Origin of the sequence: Rhizobium sp. R634 (assembly GCF_002211305.1) — a bacterium.
GTDB lineage: Bacteria > Pseudomonadota > Alphaproteobacteria > Rhizobiales > Rhizobiaceae > Rhizobium.
This window is the reverse complement of record NZ_LOKW01000001.1, coordinates 14,456-34,678: the sequence shown is the minus strand read 5'-3', so window position 1 is coordinate 34,678 and position 20,223 is coordinate 14,456. Positions and strand designations below refer to the sequence as shown.

The 20,223-nt window shown below is 57.6% G+C and carries 16 protein-coding genes; 5 read left to right on the top strand and 11 right to left on the bottom strand.

All coding sequences use genetic code 11. From position 1 onward, the window contains the following. Positions 1-25: 25 nt before the first annotated feature. The 8 genes from ATY77_RS00155 to ATY77_RS00120 all read right to left on the bottom strand — a co-directional run bounded on the left by ATY77_RS00155 (position 26) and on the right by ATY77_RS00120 (position 10,409). Complete coding sequence (locus ATY77_RS00155; RefSeq protein WP_088685556.1) at positions 26-955, bottom strand: electron transfer flavoprotein subunit alpha/FixB family protein; 930 nt, start codon at positions 953-955, stop codon at positions 26-28. Between the two features lie 25 nt (positions 956-980). Further along, positions 981-1,730 (bottom strand): electron transfer flavoprotein subunit beta/FixA family protein, encoded by a 750-nt coding sequence (locus ATY77_RS00150; RefSeq protein WP_088685555.1) that lies wholly within the window; start codon positions 1,728-1,730, stop codon positions 981-983. 156 nt (positions 1,731-1,886) lie between these two features. Further along, positions 1,887-2,774 (bottom strand): fumarylacetoacetate hydrolase family protein, encoded by an 888-nt coding sequence (locus ATY77_RS00145; protein WP_088685554.1) that lies wholly within the window; start codon positions 2,772-2,774, stop codon positions 1,887-1,889. A 139-nt stretch (positions 2,775-2,913) separates the two neighbouring features. Beyond that, positions 2,914-4,500: a GMC family oxidoreductase N-terminal domain-containing protein gene (locus ATY77_RS00140; RefSeq protein ID WP_088685553.1), complete on the bottom strand. Its 1,587-nt coding sequence runs from the start codon at positions 4,498-4,500 to the stop codon at positions 2,914-2,916. Between the two features lie 80 nt (positions 4,501-4,580). After that, positions 4,581-5,000 (bottom strand): nuclear transport factor 2 family protein, encoded by a 420-nt coding sequence (locus tag ATY77_RS00135; protein WP_088675438.1) that lies wholly within the window; start codon positions 4,998-5,000, stop codon positions 4,581-4,583. 44 nt (positions 5,001-5,044) lie between these two features. Next, entirely contained in the window at positions 5,045-6,784 is a 1,740-nt protein-coding gene (locus tag ATY77_RS00130; RefSeq protein WP_088685552.1) for a hydantoinase B/oxoprolinase family protein, read from the bottom strand. A gap of 109 nt (positions 6,785-6,893) precedes the next feature. Further along, positions 6,894-8,969: a hydantoinase/oxoprolinase family protein gene (locus ATY77_RS00125; protein ID WP_088685551.1), complete on the bottom strand. Its 2,076-nt coding sequence runs from the start codon at positions 8,967-8,969 to the stop codon at positions 6,894-6,896. Positions 8,970-9,038: 69 nt separating this feature from the next. After that, the gene (locus ATY77_RS00120; RefSeq protein ID WP_088685550.1) at positions 9,039-10,409 is read right to left on the bottom strand and encodes an aminotransferase class III-fold pyridoxal phosphate-dependent enzyme; all 1,371 of its coding nucleotides are present in this window, start codon (positions 10,407-10,409) and stop codon (positions 9,039-9,041) included. Between the two features lie 594 nt (positions 10,410-11,003). Here ATY77_RS00120 and ATY77_RS00115 point away from each other — a divergent pair. Together ATY77_RS00115 and ATY77_RS00110 are read left to right on the top strand one after the other, a co-directional pair. Continuing rightward, positions 11,004-12,662 carry a GMC family oxidoreductase gene (locus ATY77_RS00115; RefSeq protein ID WP_088685549.1) on the top strand — a complete coding sequence of 553 codons (1,659 nt, stop codon included), beginning with the start codon at positions 11,004-11,006 and terminating at the stop codon, positions 12,660-12,662. Positions 12,663-12,665: 3 nt separating this feature from the next. Beyond that, positions 12,666-13,088: a hypothetical protein gene (locus ATY77_RS00110; protein WP_088685548.1), complete on the top strand. Its 423-nt coding sequence runs from the start codon at positions 12,666-12,668 to the stop codon at positions 13,086-13,088. A 122-nt stretch (positions 13,089-13,210) separates the two neighbouring features. Here the strand turns inward: ATY77_RS00110 and ATY77_RS00105 are convergent, their stop codons facing one another. Genes ATY77_RS00105 through gloA form a run of 3 tightly spaced genes read right to left on the bottom strand, consistent with a single transcriptional unit; the run spans position 13,211 to position 16,107 of the window. Further along, positions 13,211-14,629, bottom strand: coding sequence for an FAD-binding oxidoreductase (locus ATY77_RS00105; protein ID WP_088685547.1), 1,419 nt, complete (start codon positions 14,627-14,629; stop codon positions 13,211-13,213). Then, on the bottom strand, positions 14,629-15,660 hold the full coding sequence (locus tag ATY77_RS00100) for a C-terminal binding protein (RefSeq protein ID WP_245314254.1): 1,032 nt from the start codon (positions 15,658-15,660) through the stop codon (positions 14,629-14,631). The genes ATY77_RS00105 and ATY77_RS00100 overlap by 1 nt, the downstream gene beginning before the upstream one ends. A 36-nt stretch (positions 15,661-15,696) precedes the next feature. Further along, positions 15,697-16,107, bottom strand: coding sequence for a lactoylglutathione lyase (gloA, locus tag ATY77_RS00095; protein WP_088675430.1), 411 nt, complete (start codon positions 16,105-16,107; stop codon positions 15,697-15,699). A 520-nt stretch (positions 16,108-16,627) separates the two neighbouring features. Between gloA and ATY77_RS00090 the strand changes: the two genes are divergently transcribed. The 3 genes from ATY77_RS00090 to ATY77_RS00080 all read left to right on the top strand — a co-directional run bounded on the left by ATY77_RS00090 (position 16,628) and on the right by ATY77_RS00080 (position 20,183). Further along, positions 16,628-17,740: an ABC transporter ATP-binding protein gene (locus ATY77_RS00090; protein ID WP_088685546.1), complete on the top strand. Its 1,113-nt coding sequence runs from the start codon at positions 16,628-16,630 to the stop codon at positions 17,738-17,740. Positions 17,741-17,847: 107 nt separating this feature from the next. Next, positions 17,848-19,221 carry an extracellular solute-binding protein gene (locus ATY77_RS00085; protein ID WP_245314253.1) on the top strand — a complete coding sequence of 458 codons (1,374 nt, stop codon included), beginning with the start codon at positions 17,848-17,850 and terminating at the stop codon, positions 19,219-19,221. Further along, positions 19,218-20,183, top strand: a complete 966-nt coding sequence (locus ATY77_RS00080; RefSeq protein ID WP_088685544.1) for a sugar ABC transporter permease — start codon at positions 19,218-19,220, stop codon at positions 20,181-20,183. Before ATY77_RS00085 ends, ATY77_RS00080 begins: the two co-directional genes overlap by 4 nt. The last annotated feature ends 40 nt before the right edge of the window (positions 20,184-20,223 follow it).

Genomic DNA, 20,223 nt, shown 5'->3' with positions numbered 1-20,223 from the left:
GCGAGCCACGTTCGATCCCCCTCCCTCAGAGCGCCTTTTGCAATTCCGGCAGTGCGTCGAAGAGATCGGCGACGAGGCCGTAGTCGGCGACCTGGAAGATCGGCGCCTCCTCGTCCTTGTTGATGGCGACGATCACCTTACTGTCCTTCATACCGGCCAGGTGCTGGATGGCCCCGGAGATGCCGGCGGCGATATAGAGATCGGGCGCCACCACCTTGCCGGTCTGGCCGACCTGCCAGTCGTTCGGGGCATAACCGGCATCGACGGCCGCACGGCTGGCGCCGACGGCGGCACCGAGCTTGTCGGCAACCGGCAGGATGACCTCCTTGAACTTCTCCGCCGAGCCCAAGGCCCGGCCGCCTGATATGATGATCTTCGCCGACGTCAGTTCCGGACGTTCCGAGGCCGACAGCGCATCGGAGACGAACCGCGACAGACCCGGATCGGAGATGGCCGGGATCGCCTCGACAGAGGCCGAGCCGCCTTCCGCCGCCGAAGCGAACGAGGCGGTGCGCACGGTGATCACGCGTCTGGCATCGCTTGCCTGCACCGTCTGGATGGCGTTGCCGGCATAGATCGGCCGCTTGAAGGTGTCGGATGAGACGACTTCGATGATCTCGGAGATCTGGGCGACGTCGAGCAGGGCGGCGACACGCGGCAGCACCGTCTTGCCGACCGAGGTGGCGGCAGACAGGATCGTGTCGTAGCCGGCAGAAAGCGAGACGATCAGATCGGCCAGCGGCTCGGCGAGATTGTTGGCAAGCGCATCGCTTTCGGCGAGCAGAACCTTGGCAACGCCGGAGAGTTTCGCCGCCTGATCGGCCGCCGCCTTGGCGGCCTTGCCGGCGACCAGCACATGCACGTCGCCGCCGATCTGCGAGGCAGCCGTCAGCGCCTTGGCGGTCTGGTCGGAGAGATGATTGCCGTCATGGTCGGCCAGAAGAAGAATGGTCATGATAGTTGCTCCTGTTCCTGCCCGATTACAGCACGCCGGCTTCGTTCTTCAGCTTGTCGACCAGTTCGGCGACGCTCTTGACCTTGACGCCGGCCTTGCGGCCGGACGGCTCCTCGGTCTTCAAGACCTTCAGCCGCGGCGTCGTATCGACGCCGAAATCGGCAGGAGCCTTCTTGTCGAGCGGCTTCTTCTTCGCCTTCATGATGTTCGGCAGCGAGGCATAACGCGGTTCGTTCAGCCGCAGGTCGGTGGTGACGACCGCCGGCAGCTTGATCTCGATCGTCTGCAGGCCGCCATCGACCTCGCGGGTCACCGTCGCCTTGCCGTCAGCGATCTCGATCTTCGAGGCGAAGGTCGCTTGGGCCGAACCGAGCAGGGCCGCCAGCATCTGGCCGGTCTGGTTGGAATCGTCGTCGATCGCCTGCTTGCCGGTGATGACCAATCCCGGCTGTTCGGCATCGGCGACCGCCTTCAGGATCTTGGCCACCGCCAGCGGCTCGACGGCATCGTCGGTCTCGACCAGGATCGCCCGGTCGGCGCCCATGGCGAGCGCCGTCCGCAGCGTCTCCTCGGCCTTGGCCGGGCCGATCGACACCACCACGACTTCCTCAGCCTTGCCGGCCTCCTTCAGCCGCAGCGCCTCTTCCACCGAGATCTCGTCGAACGGGTTCATCGACATCTTCACATTGGCAAGCTCGACACCCGTGCCGTCCGGCTTCACCCGGATCTTCACGTTGTAGTCGACAACCCGTTTGACTGGGACGAGAATCTTCATTTATGCAATCCTCTCTCAACCGCCATTGCTCATCTACATCGGCCAGTTCGTGGATGATCCGTGTAAGCACGCATTGCACACTCGTCGCCGCGGATTCCTGGACACCTCGGCTCGTGACACGGGCGATACCGAGCTGTGCTTGGACTGCCCCCTCCGTCAACGAACAGTGTTGCGCAGGACGCCCACATTCTCCAGCTCGACCTCTACAATGTCGCCCGGCTTCAACCACAGAGGCGGCTGCCGCTTGGCCCCAATACCCTGAGGGGTTCCGGTCGAGATGATATCGCCGGGAGAAAGGGTCAAGAAATGCGATATATAGCTGACCAACTGGCGCACCGGAAAAATCATGAGATGCGTGTTGGATGATTGGACCTCCGAACCGTTGACGTGCGTCCGAATATCGAGATCTTGGATATCGCCGACCTCTTCCAGCGTAACAAGAGCCGGACCAACTGGCGTCGAACCATCGACAGCCTTGCCTGCAAGCCACTGTGTGCCGCGATACTGAAGATCACGTGCCGTGATGTCGTTCAAAACGGTCACGCCGGCTACGAAATCGAGAGCGTCGTCAGCAGAGACGGAGCGGCATTCCCGACCGATGACGATTGCGAGCTCGCCTTCGAAATCCAGGTTGGAAGTAATGTTGGAGCAGCATATCTCATCGAAAGGACCGATAAGCGTGCTTGCGAACTTCGCGAAAATGTCGGGGTGTGTCGGCAATGCGCGCCCGGTCTCGGCGACATGGTCGTTGTAGTTGAGGCCGATGCAAAGGATCTTCGAGGGATCGGTGACCGGCGGACCAAGCCGAACCTTGCCAAATGGCCCCACTTCGGCTTTTGGATTCTTCCGGGCAGCAGCAGCGAGCCGCCCCGAGAGCTTTGACAATGCTCCTCCGTGCTCCCGTAGCAATTCACGCACCGATAAGACAGATTTCGCGTTCTCGCCGGGTTCGCCTTTAAGGAGCGTATCCACGTCGAAAATCGAGGAATCCACCACAACACCTGCTCGCCACGAGCCAGCCGAGTCATATGTCACTAATTTCATTTGTCCTCCTCGCACCGGGTTGGTGCTTTCGATTCAAAAGTGAGAAAAAGCATTCAGCCGTTGGCAAGGACCGCGGACCGGAACTCTCTGTTCACGGCTGAAAATCGATCGACCTGTTGTGGCCCCCGGTGCCCCGTAGCTAGATTCGATTCCCTTTCACAAAGTCGGCAGCGCGTTCACCGATCATGATCGCAGGAGCATTCAGATTGCTGGACGACACGAACGGCATAACGGAAGTATCGGCGACCCGAAGGCCGTCGATGCCATGCACGCGCAACTGCGGATCGACCACGGCCATCTCGTCCGTTCCAATTTTGCAGGCACCGCTTAGATGATAGGCTCCTTGCGTATATTTCCTGACGAAAGCCTCGAACTCTGCCCGGGTTTTTAGCGGCTTGGCCGGCAAATGGGGTTCGCTGACGAACTTCTTCATCGATGGCTGTGCCATGATCTCCTGTCCAAGCCGGATCCCATCGACAAGCCGATCAACGTCGTACTGGTTACTGAGATAGTTGGGATCCACTATTGGCGGGACACTCGGGTCCGCTGAGCGAAGAGCAATTCGGCCGCGCGATTTTGGCCGGCACGCATAGACGTTCAGCGTGCATCCATTGCCACTCGCCGTGGTTTCCACCCCCTCCTCGATGCCGGCGCCCGCAAAGAAGTGATATTGGAGATCGGGGGTGGGATCCGATTTATCGCCCCACCAGAAGGCTCCGCCCTCGCAAATATTCGATGTAATCGGCCCTGAGCCGAAAAGCGCAAATTGAGCCGCCGCGGCAAGCTGCCACCGCAGCTTCTTGTACTTGTCGTAGCTCGTGTTCGACTTCAGGTTATAAATCAGGAAGCAATCGGTATGATCCTGCAGATTTTGCCCAACGCCTGGCAGGTCGTGAACCACCTGAACGCCTGAGCGCTGGAGCTCGGCGGCAGGCCCGATTCCCGAGAGCAAAAGAAGACGAGGCGATCCAACCGCCCCCGAGGATATGATAACCTCGCGCTCCGCCCGCATCGTTTCAACGCGACCGTTTTCCACGTATTGGACACCAACGGCGCGGCCGCCCTCAACCAGGATCTTCGTGACCTGTTTGTCAGTGACAATGTTGAGATTCCGTCGCTTTCTGGCCGGACGAAGATAGGCATCGGCGGAACTGCACCGACGACCATCCTTCGTCGTCAGCTGGTAAAGCCCCGCCCCCTGCAGATCGCCCGAATTGAAATCCGGATTATAGGGTATTCCCGCCTCTTGGCAGGCCTTAACCCAGGCTTTGGTCAGCGGCAAAGTATACTGCTGGTTCGAAACGCTCAATGGTCCGTCCTGACCATGCGCATCGTTCGAATAAACCTCGTTGTTTTCTGCCTTGCGGAAGTAGGGGAGCACATCCCTGTAGCCCCAACCTTCTGCTCCATGGTCGACCCAACGGTCGAAATCCGATGGCGCGCCCCTCATATAGATCATCGCGTTCAGCGAGCTGCCGCCGCCCAGGACCCTTGCTTGTCCGACTTGTGGCTCGGTGTCATTTTGATGCTTAAGCTTCTCGACCTTGTACCAATGAAGCAAAGAGCTCTTGAAGGATTTATAGAATGTGACCGGAAAGCGGATCCAGATGCTGCTGTCCCTCGGCCCTGCCTCAAACAGGGTCACCGATACATCCGGATCCTCGCTCAGCCGACCCGCTATAGCGCACCCCGCAGATCCCCCACCCACCACGATAAAATCGGGCATCACACTATCCTAATCTGAGTAATATACCGCGTACGGCCCCGCACATGACTATGAGCAGACGCTGACCAAGGCTGTTCCGCCTATCGGATCCCCGAGAAGAACGCATCAACTTCTGCCTGACGCATGTCGCAGAACCAGCACTCCACGATCTGCTCGTTCTCGAAACGGTAAGCTGCGAGACGGTCGGTGCGAACCTGCTTGTCACCCCGCGCCCAAATCTCATGAACCATGATCAAAATAGCCTCATCCGACTCTGCGATCAGCTCGTCATGTCCGGCCTCGCCACCGACGATCCATTTGTCGGTGTAGGCGGCAACCTTGTTCACCCAGCCTTCGACAAAGCCCTTGGCACCATGGAAATCGCGGGAAAGAACGGGGTGCGTTCCACCCATATGCACCACGAGATTGTCTGCATAGTAGCTGCAGCCCTTTTCGACATCGCCGCTCGACCATGCTTCGTGATATTCACGCAATATTTCCTTTGCACGCTTCTTGCCCATTTTACTCCCCTTATTCGCTATTGCGTTGAATCGGCTGAGAGAAACTACGCGGTCCTTTGTCTCGCCTCGGTCGACGATATGGATTTTCCATCGGCTGAGATCGCGACACCATAAATCTCGAGTGCTGCGCTGCGTGATACGACGCCGTCGCGGACATCGCGAAGAACGGACGCGGGGTCCCGCTGGTGAGGCGGCCCCCAGCCGCCGCCCGCCGTAGCCTCAATCACCAGCTGGAAAGGCTTGACTTCCTCGACGCCATACGGTGGACAATATAGCTCTTCACCCGTCGCAAGATCGAAAGCCCTAATAGACCCCTTCTCGCCCCAGTGCCCACCGTTGACGCCGGCAGCGGTCTTCTTGCGTGCCCCCTCGCCTCGGAGCAGATGTTCACCGGGCGCAAGGACATCAACCACATAGTCGACGCCGGTTCCACCGCGATATTGGCCTGCACCGCCCGTGTCGCAACGCATCTCGTATCGATGCACGCGGATCGGATAAGATTGCTCATAGGTCTCGACATTCGGGATGAACATCCCGCCGAGCGTCATCTGGTGGCTGGAGGTCGGAAATCCGTCCCGCCCTTTGACCGCACCTCCACCGGAACTGCCGTGCCAGTGATAGAGAACAAAGACGTTTCCGTCAGGCTTCGTGCCCGACGAGATGCCGAACACCGATTTACCCCACCCCGCGCAGGCGCGCTCGGGATCGGCCTGCGCCAATGCTCCCCAACACGCATTCATGATGTCGATCGCCGGGAATACCGTGTTCATCGTCATTGGTGCCGGCGGCAAGGCGTTCACCACGCTTCCTTCGGGCGCGATGATCTTGACACATCGATAGGTACCCTCGTTATGCGGAATTGCGGGGTCCAGAAAGGCGGAAAGAGCGCAATAGACGGCCGAATGCGTGTTGGCGATACCGCTATTCTTGAATCCCTTGATTTGAGGCGATGTGCCCGTGAAATCAAAGGTGATCGTGTCGTCGTCGATGGTCATCTTGATGCGGGTTTCGATATCGACAAGCTCGAAGCAGTCGGTATCGCTGAAGTCCGATGCATGCCATACGCCATTCGGAAGCTCCGCGATGGCTTGGCGCATTCGCCGCTCGCCGTAGTCAAGAAGAGCATCGAGGTAGGCGCGGCCCTTCTTGAGACCGAGTTGGGAGATGACGTCAGCCAAGCGCTGGCCGCCAATCCGTGTCGAGCCGATCATCGCTCCGAGATCGCCTTCCAGCAGGTCCGGGCAGCGCGAGTTTAAAAGCAGCATGCGCCACAGGTCGTCGCGCAACCGGCCCTTTTCGATCAACTTGAGGACGGGCAGGCGAATTCCTTCGTGGAAAATCTCTGTCGCCTTGGCATTGTAGGTACCAGCAGCGCCGCCGCCGATATCAGACTGGTGAGCACGATTGCTGCAGAAGCCGATCAGTTCGCCTTCGACGAAAACAGGCCTAATAAGCGTCCAGTCCGGCAGGTGATTGCCGCCGGCCGCATAGGGATCGCTCAGAATGAACACATCTTCCGGCTCGATACGCCCGGAAAAATCCCGCAGAACCGCGCGCACGGCAAATCCGCCACTGCCGGAATGGATCGGCAAACCGTCCGCCTGCGCGATCGTCTCGCCATCCGCATTGCTCAGGAAGCACGAAAAGTCATGGCTTTGGCTGAAGATCGGACTGCGCGCCGTCCGAGTCATGATCGTGCCCATTTGCAGGCTGATATGATCCAGCTGCCGCTGCAGAATTGCGATGAGAACCGGATCGTATTCCGGAGACAAAACAGTGCTCATAATTTGACCTCATCAATTCTTGCAATAAACCATCCGGCCTGCGACGCATTTGACTGCGGTCGCAGAGACGCAGCATCTTTCAGATACGGCCCAGGGATGCTTTGCACGTTCATGCTGCCTCGCTCTGCAGAATGTCGACATGATAGTTGCCGGCTTCGGTCATCGTCAGCTTGTCGCCGGCCCCAAGTATGAGCGTGGTCGTTGCTTCTTCGATGATGGCAGGTCCAGTCAGTTGCTGGCGCGGGGTCAGGGCCGTGCCATCGTAAACAGGCGTCTCGACGAAGCCTAACTCCCTGTTGACCCATACAGGGCGGCGCGAAATGGCTACCGGATCGGACACTGCGGCGGGAGCAGAAGCAACTTCCAACGCATCAAGCCTGCCGATCGCTGCCAATCGCAGATTGACGATCTCAATTGCACCTGAGGGCTGTACGTAACCGAAAAGCCGTTGGTAAACCTGCTCGAATGCCGCGCGTATGGTTCCCGCGTCCGTCAAGGCGCACTCTACCGGGATGGTCCACTGCTGGCCGAAATAACGAAGATCATAGGCGCGCTTCACAAGCGCCTTGTCGCCTGTGAAACCTTCGCGCTCAAGAACATCGCTCGCTTCCGCCTGCATCTCGACAAAAGCGGCCTCGAGCAGGGCCGGGCCTGAACTTTCGCGATTGTCCAGATCCTTGAGCCAGCTTCGGACGTAGTCATGGCGAAGGTCGGAATTACACATGCCAAATGCGCAAAACACCCCAGCGAGGCGTGGGATGTAGAGACTTGAGCATCCGAGCAGCCTCGCAGTCGATGGACCGTGGAGAGGACCTGCCCCACCGCAGGCCACGAGTGTAAATGCCCGTGGATTGTAACCCTTTTCGAGCGAGGCTTGCTCCACCGCGTGGAGAATATTTTGCTCGACGAGCTGTATGATACCGGCCGCCGCGTCGTTGACGCTGAGACCAAGAGGCTTTGCGACATGGGTCTCGATCGCCTCAAGCGCCTTTTCTAGATTCAAGGTGATCACTCCGCCAGCATATGGACCCGGCTTGAGCCGACCAAGGACCAGCTGCGCATCGGTCACAGTCGGCCGTGTGCCGCCACGACCATAGCATGCCGGTCCGGGAGTGGAGCCCGCGCCCTCCGGTCCGGCCTTCAGGAGCCCGGCGCCGTCCACAGACGCAATCGTACCTCCGCCTGCGCCGACAGTGTGAATGTCAACGGACGGAATGTTCAGATGGTAACCGTCGACCACGATCTGGTCAGTCATTGAGACCGTCCCGTGCTCCATCAGCGTAACGTCGCAACTCGTTCCACCAACCTCAATCGACATAAGGTGCTCGGACCCGGTGTCCTGGCCGAAAAACTTCAGCGAACCGACACCGGCGGCCGGGCCAGACAGAACGAGACTGGCTGGCGATTGACCGATCTCATCTATGGAAATAGCGCCGCCGTTCGACTGGATCATCAAAAGTTTGCGCTTCAGTCCAAGCGAGGAGAGCCGCTGCGAAAGGCTTTCGAGATAAGGAACGACACGGCGCGCAACATAAGCATTGACGACGGTCGTCGACGTGCGTTCGTACTCGCCAATCGTCGGAGCGATTTCAGACGACGCGGTGACCCAGACGTTCGGAAGAAGCTTTTTCAGCTCTGCTTTGGCTGCTCTTTCGTGGACTGGATTTGCGTAGGAATGCAGGAAGCAGATCGCAACCGTTTCGACGCCCTCCTCCTCGAACACACGCGCAGCGGCTGCGACAGAATCCGGATTGAAGGGTACCCTGACCGTACCATCCTGCTCCAGTCGTTCGACGACCGGGAGGCGCAAATAACGGGGAACCAGGACTTCCGGGAACGGCTTTCGATGGTCCCAAACATATTCACGCATGGATCGTCGGATCTCTAGCGAATCGCGGAAGCCTTCCGTGACCAGAAGCCCAACCTTTGCACCCTTCTTTTCAAGCAGCGTATTTGTCGCAATGGTCGAGCCATGAACAAAAAGCTCAGTGTTCGAAAGGAAGGTTTCGACGTCGATTGCCAAAGCATCCGCCGCCAGTCGAATTGCCGAAAGCACGCCTTCCGTCGGATCCGAAGGGACCGAAGGCGCCTTGAATGCACGCACGGCCCCTTTGGAGTCAACCATGACAAGGTCGGTAAAGGTACCGCCGATATCAACTCCGACGCGGTAGGGTGCAATTAACATCGGCTGTCCACTCATCGTTGCTTCACCATTTCCCTTATATCTCTGCCAAAGGCTGCTGAACGCTTTGTCTCAGTTGGACGTGCCTTTGTAAGCGTCAAGTTCCCTTTCGACGACGTGCACCAGCTTGTCCGCTATCGAGAAGACCTCGACCTCTGTCATCGGGCTGGACAGTGACCCGGAGCAGTTGGGCGTGAGCAGGACGTTTTCGTTCAGCATGGCCAACTGAATCCGACGGATGAGCTTTGCGGCCTCTGCAGTCGGAAATGCGCTCCGATAACCGGTAACCTTTCCCGCGCCTATGTGAAGCCGAAACAGCGATCCCATTCCGGTGACCGTTGCGGCCACGCCAGCGTCCGCAAGTCCTTTGCTAATTCTATCGCGCAAGGCGCCGCCGAGTTTATTGAGTCGTTCCACGACCGGCCGCGAGTAGTGCTCAAGAGAGGCCAGGCCCGCAGCCATGCTGAGCGGATTAGCGCTGAACGTGCCTCCCATTGACACTTTCGGTTTGCCAGCGGAGTGATCGAAGACCGCCATATATTCGGCGCGCCCGGATACAGCGCCGATCGGCAATCCGCCGCCAATGATCTTGGCCGTCGTAATCAGATCGGGTTCAAGGCCGAAAAGAGGGGAAGCTCCTTCATAGGACAGACGGAAGCTGATCACTTCGTCGGCAATGAGAATGATTCCATCACGACGGCAAGCATCCTGGACGACAGCAGCTGTTTCTTTCGACATCGGCACCGTACCGGCACGGGAGGCATTCGGATCGACGATAACTGCGGCCAGCGTAGCCCCTTCGCGGCGAAGAATGTCTGCGCAACGCTGCGGATCGTCGTAGGGGAGGACCACCACTTCTCGCAAAACCGAATCCGGTGTGCCGGCATTGCAGCGAACAGATGCAGGGTTGCCATTCTCGTCGTCCCAGTTCGACGGCGTCGGATCAAGGCTCACCTCAACCCAGTCGTAGGCCCCATGATAGCAGCCCTCGAACTTGGCAATCCTGTGCCGGCCGGTCAGGCCCCGTGCACCCTTGATTGCGGCCAGCACGGCCTCGGTTCCCGAGTTGCAAAAACGGGTCTGCTCCATTCGCGGGCTTCTGGCGGCGAGCGCTTCGGCAAGAAGGATTTCGCTCTCCGTCGGCATTCCGAACGCGGTTCCGGTGGCCATCGCGTCGCGCACCGCGTCCAGAACCGGGCGAAAGGCGTGGCCATGGATGAGCGAGAAAAAGTTGTTTGCGCAATCGAGAAGCCGTCGCTCATCGATGTCGATGACCCAGCATCCTTCACCACGCGCTGCGTAAGGTGGATGCGGCTGAAGCCACGATGCCGCCCGCATCGACCCACCAGGAACCACCTTCCGCTCTCTCATATAGGCGGCTTCGGAGCGCTTGCCGATAGCGGAACCTGCTTCATCGCTGCTCTGCCCTGAGCCGAGTGTCATCCTGTTCTCCATCCATTCTTGAGTGAGGAGCAATAAACACTATGATCCGGATTAATGTCAACAGGATCATGTGATCCAACTCTTTGATGATTGAGGGCGGGAGAGTTCCCATTCCGCCACTGAAGGGAGTACTGACGTCTCGAACAACCGGTGCGCATCTCAAGCGATCGAACCTGATTGGCCGCTCACTTGCGAGTCATATGACCCGAGCAGTTGGCTGTAAGCCACGCCGACCATGCAGCTAAATGATGGAAGCTACCGAGCTGCTCCAAGATATTTTTATAAGCGCCACCGCCGCTGCTCCAGCGGCCCAAGTTTAAAATTAAAATATCTCTAAGGATCAGATGATCCACTTGACATCAATTTGGATCATAGTGTTCACTGCGGCTTGCCGAGCTCGAATGGAGCGCAGCTGCCGTTGAAGCGTGAACAAATCGAGAGGCTACGATTCAGACGATTTATTCAATGACCTCGCGCTGCAAGTTCCCGATTTGGACGGCGGTTAAAATGGGCGCCTCCATGGCGGCGTGAAATGCTACTCGCATAGGAATCGCCGCAGGACACATACTGGGCAAATATTGAGGAGTCAGTTGAATGGCCAACGAAAGCCGAACATCCGTGTATGACGTCGTGATTGTCGGCGCCGGGCCTTCCGGAGCGGTGGCCGCAAAACGGCTCGCAGAAGAAGGTATGTCCGTCATTTGTCTCGAGCAAGGTGGTTATCCCGACTACACGAAACTTCGGCACTCCGGCCTCGAGTTCGAACTGACAAAACAACAGCATTTTGCCACAAACCCAAATCGTCGCAAGGCGCCCTCAGACTATCCGATCGACGTCAGCGATACCGATATCGAGCCATTGATGTGGAACGGCGTCGGCGGCAGTTCGGTGCTCTACGCGGCTGCCTGGCATCGACTTAAGCCGAGCGATTTCCGGGTACGCACGGTGGACGGAATCGCCGACGACTGGCCTCTCAGCTATGCGGAGCTCGAACCTTTTTACGCCCGGGTCGAGAACGACTTCGCGGTATCCGGTGTCGGGGGAGACCCCGCTTATCCGCCAGGTTTCGACATCCCGTTGCCGCCGTTTCCAATGGGAGCGATGGAGCGGAAATTCGCCACGGCCCATGACCGGCTTGGCTGGCACTGGTGGCCAGGCAGCAATTCCATCGCGACCGTGAAACATAATGGACTGTTGCCCTGTGTGCGGCGCGGTGCGTGTACGTGGGGCTGTTTCGATGGTGCCAAAGCTTCAGTCGATCGGACGCATTGGCCGACCTGCATCAAGCTTGGCGTGAAGCTTGTCCAGAACGCGCGAGTGTTGCGCGTGGAAACGGGATCCGACGGTCTCGCCACGGGCGTGACCTATGTGGATCGGGAAACGGGAACCACGCATTTTCAGCCCGGCCGTACAGTTATCGTTTCTGCTAACGGCGTGGGTACGCCGAGGCTGCTCCTGAATTCCACCTCGATCGACCATCCGAACGGATTGGCAAATTCGTCCGGGCTGGTGGGCAAGCGATTGATGATGCATCCATATGGCACCGTGAGCGGTCTGTTCGACGATTTCTTCGAGAATTGGCAAGGACCCTACGGTCAACGCGCCTATTCGCTGGAATTTGCCGAGACCCGCAAAGAAACAAATTTCTACCGAGGAGCAAAATGGCAGCTCATGGGAATGGGTGGTCCCCTCGCATCGGTAGGCAGCTGGCCCTGGGGCAGCAATGCCGATGTCTGGGGTGACAACTTCCATGCGACGGTACACAAACGGTTCGGCCGTTCGGCATACTGGGGGATCATGGCGGAAGACCTGCCGAGCGAGGACAATATGGTTACCCTCGATCCTGATGTGACCGACGCCCAGGGCATGCCTGCCGTAAAGGTGTCATACAAGGCATCACAAAATACTCTGGATCTTTTGGACTTCAACCTCTTGCGGGCTTCAGAATCCATGAAGGAAGCGGGCGCCTATGAAGTGTCGGGAACACCTCTGATGCGGGAAACCGGCTGGCACATACTGGGAACAGTGCGAATGGGCAACGACCCTAGCACGTCGGTTGTCGATTCGTTTGGACGCTCGCACGATGTGCCAAACCTCTTCGTCATGGACGGAAGTGTCATGCCGACCTCGGGTGCGGTCAACCCTACCGGTACCGTGACCGCGCTGGCATTGCGGAATGCTGAATCCATCATTGAAAACAGACGCTCCCAGCCAGTCAGTCGGACTGCTGAAGCTCACAAAGCTGGACTCTAATCCATGACGAAGAACATTGATGACTTTAGGACCAGAATCGCGTGGGTAGCAGATGCCCTGATCCCTTCAGACCCTAAATTCGGTATGCCCTCGGCCACGGAAGCCGGCATGTTGGATCGTCTGCTACCCCGAGCGCTGAAGGAGCGCGACGATATGGCGCCATCGTTCTTCAAAGCGTTGTCGCGTCTGCCCGAGGACCGTCCGAGCGATCCGGTAGGCACCGTCCGCGCTCTCGGCGCCGATGACTTCTACACGATATCTTTCCTGATCGCGGGGGCATTTTTTTTGGACGAGGCTGTCACCCGGAAGTTGCTGTATCCGGGACAGGAAGCTTTGTACGAAACCCCCGACTACGACGAGATCATGGAGACGGTTGAGCGAGTGCAAGCAAGAGGAGCGGTTTACCTCGAGGTGTCGGCAGAGTGAGGCTACCTAACCGGTGTGACAAAACGCTGAACCGCATGGCTTGCGACTTCCGTTTCATCCATTCAGCAGCAGGTGGAAAATGGCGTTAGCTGATTGCAACGCCTCTGTGTGATCGTTTGAAATCAGGGAATTACTTTTCCAGGGTTGAGCAGGTTGTGCGGATCGATCGCCGTTTTTATCCGCTTCATCAAGGCAATCTTTCCGTCAGCGCCATAGCGCTGAAGCAGGTTGAGCTTGGTGCGCCCTATCCCATATTCCGCGCTGAACGTCCCTCCCATTTCGAACGCCAGCCTATAAATTTCCGGAGAAATGTCCTCCTCCACGCCGCGTTTGAAAATTGCCTTATCTGTCCCCTCAGGAGGAACGATGTTGAAGTGCACGTTGCCGTCGCCGACATGGCCATAGACTGATAGAATGGAACCTCTCCGATAGCTGTGAACCAGTTGGCACGCCGATTCGATGAACTCTGCAAGGCGAGACGTCCGCACGGCAATATCGTGTTTGACCGATCCGCCATGATAGATCTCGGCCTCAGGAATGTTTTCGCGCAAATGCCAAAGGACTGCCCGTTGCAGCTCGCTTGCGGCAATTGTGCCATCGCTGATCAGGCCGGACTCGAAGAGCTCGGCAAGCAGCGCGCTTATACATTCTTCGAGGTTCAAAATTGGCGAGGCGGTCGCGGCTTCGAGAATGACGTAATGTGCACTTTCGTGCTCGAGCGGATTCCGAAGGCGGCCGTCAGCATTGAGGAGCAGTTGCAAGGACGTGCCGGAAATATATTCAAATGATGTAATCGCCTCTCCACTCTGTGTCTGGGCGGCATCGAGGATGGTGACCAGCGAGGCAATGTCGCGCACGGCCAGAAAAGCAGTAATCGTCTGACGCGGCTTCCTCACCAGTTTCAGGGAAACACTTGTTATAATCCCGAGCGTTCCTTCAGCGCCAATGAAAAGCTGCTTCACGTCATAGCCTGAATTGTTTTTCCGGAGCGGGTTCAATTCTCTAAACAGAGAGCCATCCGGCAACACCGCTTCAAGCCCGAGCACCAAGTCGCGAGCCATGCCGTATCGGATGACGTTGATGCCGCCGGCATTGGTCGAGAGATTGCCGCCAATACGGCAGGATTGCTGTGAACCCAAAGCAAGGGGCAACAAGAGACCAGCAGCATCGGCGGCTTGCTGCAGATCGCTCAATATCACGCCTGCATCTGCGGTGACGGAGAGATTTTTAGGATCGAGCTCCCGGACCTTGTTCATTCTCTCCAGACTCACGAGCAATTCCTGCCCATCGGCGCTTGGCGTTGCCGCCGTGCAATAGCTCGTGTTGCCGCCTTGGGGTACAACGCCGATCTTGTGCTCAGCACAGGCACGGATAATCGCCTGAACTTCAGCCGTATTGCGTGGACGCAACAGGGCGGCTGTAGCTCCGACGTATTGTCGACGAAAATCCGTGAGATATGAGGAGATGATATCCTGATCTCTGGTCACCACCTCCGCCGGCAACTTCAAAAGCATGCTGTCGACATGTAGCGGCAAGACCATCACCCCGTCACAAGATCCGGAAGGGCCTCTCCCTGGAGCGCGCGCCGCGCCCTTTCCACGGCTTGCTCCTGCAATGCATCCAATGACGTGGTGGAACGCCAGGCAACATGAGGGGTGAATATCGTATTCGGCGCGTCGCGCAATGGGTGTCCTCCCGCCAGAGGTTCCTGTGCGAACGTGTCAAGCCCTGCGCCGGCGACCGTTCCCGCGCGAAGAGCAGCAGCGAGTGCTTCCTCATCGATCAGGCCTCCACGCGAAACGTTTATGATTACCGCATTGCGACGCATGCGCCCCAATACATCGGCCGAAATGAGGTGGCGGGTGTCCGCGGTGAGAGGCAAGTGAAGCGAGACGACATCCGACTCTTCAAGCACCTGCTTCAGGTTAGCCGCGGGGACGTCTGAAAAAGTAGATATCGGGTCAAAGGCGTGGACCTTCGCGCCGATAGCGCTCCACCATTTCGCGACTAGCTTCCCGATGCGGCCCATTCCTACTACGCCAACCTGAAGGTTCGAGAGCTTGGGCGTATCCAAACCGATCACTCCGGCCCACTCCCCCGCACGGATTGCTTCCTGACCGTGCGGGATGCGCCGCGCCAGGCTCAATCCCATCGCCAATGCATGTGAGGCAACTTCTTCGGACGCCGTATCGGGAACAATGGTCACAGGCACGCCGGCTTCGTTCGCAGCCGCGACATCAATGTTGTCGTATCCGACGCCATAGCGCACGACTGCCTTGCAACGCTGCAACATCCCGAACTCCTCCGCCGACATCTTGGCGTAAGGTGTGACCATCACAACCTCAGCATCGGGCATCCGACTGCGGAATGATGCCTGATCCTCGGCAACCACGATCTCCCTGCCGAAGCGTGCGGCTAGTGCACGTTCCCTGTTCACGTTCGGGAAGCGATGGGGAGCGACCAGGATAATCCCCGTCTCGTCTGCCATGTTCATCTTATCTGTCTCCGCATATTGCGTGAATTCGGTAGGAGCGGCCGGTTGCATGTCGCAACGGATGTCGATGGTTCCCATACGACCGCTCGAGATTGCCTGGGCTTTTGGCAAGCTTCAGCTCATGGTGTCGAGGTCGATGAGTTCGATCTTGTACCCATCGGGGTCCTCGATAAAGGCGATCACGGTTGAGCCGTGTTTCATTGGTCCTGCCGGTCGAGGAATCCGCGCTCCGTTTGCCGCCAACTCATCGCAAATGCCGTAGATATTCCTGACGCCGAGTGCGATGTGCCCGTAGCCAGTACCGAGATCGTATGCGGTTTGCTGATCCCAATTGTAGGTTAGCTCGATGACTGCGTGAGATTCTTCCGGACCATAACCCACGAATGCGAGTGAGAACTTGCCTTCGGGATAATCCAATTTGCGCAGCAACTTCATTCCCAAGAGTCGCGTGTAGAAATCAATCGACCTGTCGAGGTCTCTGACCCGCACCATTGTGTGGAGGACTCGAAACTTGGGTTCACTCATCGTCTTTTCCTCTCGACTTTCTCGTATTGCTTGGCAGCAAGAAACCGCGTGCCGAGCGCGCCCTGGCGGCTCCCTTGCGCACAGCGCAGGCTGGACAGATGGCGTGGTTCGTTTCCTCGCCGGTGCCGAAAACCATTACGCTTCAGGCTGTACAAACTAAAATCCAATGAACACATGATCCAAATAGATGTCAATAGGATCATCTGATCCCAATGACTTTTCTATTCCGGTAAGGACGGGTCACGGGCCTCGCCTCCTCGCAAGGCAACGAGCGCGACCGCTCTGCGCCGCGCGCAGAGGCCGCGCAGCCGAAAACAAAAGTCAGCGTGGATCACATGATCCTCTTGACAATGAATTGGATCATGTTGTTCACTGCGTCCCAATAAAAGGGGATTGAGGGCGAGAGAAGCTGGGTCTGAGGACTCGGCGATTGAGCTGGGTACGCATCCGCAAGCGCTCCCAAAGTAGCCTTTCGGCTCATTCAGTTTCACCAGCAAGACGACCCTCTGAAGGAGAGCGTATGACTTCCGTCACTTTCGCCAATGTCTGGAAGCAATTTGGTGCGCATACAGCCATCGAAGAGCTTGATCTTGAAATCAAGGATGGCGAGTTCATGGTCTTCGTTGGGCCTTCCGGTTGCGGAAAGACAACGACGCTGCGCATGCTTGCGGGTCTGGAAATCCCGACATTCGGTAAGATCTTGCTTGGAGACGAGGATGTCACGCTAACCCCGCCAGGACGCCGAAACATCTCGATGGTGTTCCAGAGCTATGCGCTCTACCCGCACATGACCGTTCGCCAGAATTTGGCATTCGGTCCGCAAATCCGTCACGAAAACAAATCCGAGATCGCCGCTGGCATCGATAGGGTGGCCAACCTTGTCGGACTTCAGGCGCTGCTGCACCGCTTCCCGAGCGAGCTTTCCGGCGGACAGCGTCAACGCGTGGCTCTCGCTCGCTCAATGATCCGCCGGCCGCGCATTTTCCTTCTCGACGAACCTCTCTCAAATCTGGATGCCAGCCTGCGAACGCACATGCGTACCGAGATTGCGGAGTTGCAGCGGCAGCTGGGCGTCACGGCAGTGTATGTCACGCATGATCAGGTCGAAGCGATGACCATGGGACACAGGATAGCGGTGTTCGATCACGGTCGCATTCTTCAGGTTGCAACGCCGGCGGAACTTTACCGCGCGCCGGCTAGCAAGGTCGTTGGCATGTTCATCGGTTCACCGCGAATGAATATTCTGCCGGCCAGGGTAAGCCATGACGGAAGCCTCGTGAACATACATTGCCTGGGCACAACCTTCTCCATGGAAGCACGTCATTTCCTCCGGGATCGAGTGTTGGAAACAATCGAATTGGGGATCCGGCCAGACGAAATTCAATGGGTAAAAGATGCCCCGTCGAGATGCACCGAAAAGATCACCGGCGTCGTGACGTCTCTGGAAACAACGGGATCCGACACCTTCGTCGTAGTCGATGTTGAGGGAACACAAGTGAATTCCAAATTTCCGAGCTTTGCTCCCGTAAAGCGCGGAGACACGGTCGATTTGATCTTTGATCCTGCGGATCTGCATTTCTTCGATGCGGGAACCGGAGCGAGCCTGAAGGTCAGGCCGGCCAACAACAACTAAACGGAACGCAAATCAAACTGGGAGAAGAGTTTATGTTGATACACCGAATTGGACTGGCTTCCTGCCGAAGGGATCATCAGGCCGCCGATCAGACAGATGGCCATCGAATGGCTATCAAACGGGCATTGCGCAACTACGCCTTGGCGGCTCTGATGGCGACAACGGCTTTTTCCGGCGCTTTTGTCGACGCCGCCCACGCCGCAAATGTGAAGGTGGCCTTCAGTCTGAACTGGACCTTCGCTGATCCCAAACTTGCCCAAAAATGGTTCGCCGATATTAAGGCTCAATTCGAGAAGAAGCATCCGGGCGATACAATGGAGCTGATACCAGTCCCCGGCGCTTATGATGACTTTATCACCAAGTTGAGCCTGCTTTACAACTCGCCCGAGACCAAACCTGATGTGATCCAGTATTTCGACATCAATGTAGGTCAGTTCGCCGGGAGCGACCTGCTTTCGCCCATTGATGATAAGGTCGCCGACACAGCGTGGTGGAAGGATACCCCGGATGCCGTGAAGGATGCGGGAAAGTATGACGGCCAGGTCTACTCCGTCGCGCAAGGTATCAATACCTACGGCATTCTCTTTGACCGCACTCTGACCGACAAGGCCGGGCTGCCGAAGGATTGGAGCCCAAAGAGCTGGAACGACATTCTTGATGCCGCACGAGCGATCAAAAAAACGTCCCCCGATGCTTCCCCGCTCTATGTCATAACCGGCACGTCGCAAGGCACCTTCGGCGTAGTGGCAGGACCGGGCCTTCTGCTGTCGGCATCCAGCACCCCGACGATCTATGACCCAGCCACCCAGAAATGGGTGGTCGACAGCAAGGGCATCAGAGAGGTTCTCGATTTCTACAAGACTGCTGCCGCTGAGGGTCTCCTTGCACCCACCTCGCAGATCATGGATCCCAATGGCGCCACTCATCCGGCGGAGGCTCTGCACGGTCACAAATTCGGCATCACGCTGACCGGCAATTGGATCCCGATTTTCTGGAGCAAGGATATCTGTGCTCCTTGCTGGGATGACAAGGAAGAAACGATCGGATTCGCCAAGGTGCCGACCTCACAGGGTCAGGCACCCGGCACAGGAGCAAGCTTCAACGGCGTCGTCCTTTCGATGTCCAAGAATCCGTCCGATCCTGAACTTGCTTGGTCCGCAATCGACATCATGCAGCAAAAGCAAAATATGTTGAATATCGCAGCCTGGGTGGCGGTTGCTCCGCCCACAACTGGGCTGACGACCGATGCGAGCTATCTTGCTCTCAGTCGACCACCCTTCCAGAAGGCTTTCGCCGACCTGGCTTCAAGTTCGCGAGCCATGCCCTCCCAGCCGGAATTTCCAATCTGGGGCAACGCTTTCCAACAGGCTACGCAAGCAATGGTACTGAAGCCAGAGACGACGATCGATCAAGGCGTCGAGATACTCCGATCCTACATGGCAACTCAGGTGGGCGAGGATAATTTGGAGACTCTCCCTTGACCTCAAAGCACTCATTGAGCGCCAACCAGGAGCCGGTCATCCTGACCGGCTCCAAGGCGGAAAGGAGTAGGGTTAGCCAGCCGAGCGCAGGCGTACGCCTGGATGAACCTCGCGTGGATCCAGTCAGCTTTGCCTTGCTCTCTCCTGCGGCGCTCCTTCTTGGCACGCTTTTCCTGGGGCCGGTAATCTATGCGATCTATCTCGGCTTTACCAATCTGCAGCTTATCGGAATCCATGCGGTCAACTACCGCTTCACCGGGCTGAGCAACGTCGCGTTTCTTCTCGGCGACGCGGTCTTCTATAAATCTCTCTGGCTCACCGTAATATTCGTGGTTGGATCGGGTGCAATCGCAACGACCGCGCTCGGTCTTGTTTTGGCCCTTGCATTGCAGGACTGTCTTGCGCCCATCAGATGGATCAGTAGCGCCGCGGCGATCCTGGCCTGGACACTTCCTCCCACGACAATCGCTTTCCTTTGGATGGCGACGAGCACGCAGTCAGGTCTCATTGCAATGCTGGCCGGCAATATGCGTCTTGATCTTCTCTACCAGCACGCGATGCCAGTGGTTTCGACGGCTAACGCCTGGTCACTCGCGGGCCTTGCGATGACGATGTTTTCGGCCGCTCTTCGCAACATACCCGGCGACCTGATGGAAGCTGCTCAACTGGAAGGCGCCTCGTCGGCGCAGACATTGAGACGGATAACGTTGCCCATGCTGAAGCCGACCATTATCACCTGCGCCCTGCTGATGATGCTGCTGACGTTCGGCAACTTCACCCTGATTTATCTGATGACGGGCGGGGGGCCCGGTAACGATACGAATATTCTGCCCGTCTATACGTATCTCCAGGGCTTCAAGTTTCACAACCTTGGTTACGCCGCGCTTCTTGGAAATGTCATGGTGCTCCTCTCGGCACTTCTCGGGGGCCTGTTCGTTTGGGCCACCAAGACTCGCCGCTAGTTTCGAAATTCTTTGGCCAGGGTTTCAGACCTCATTGGAA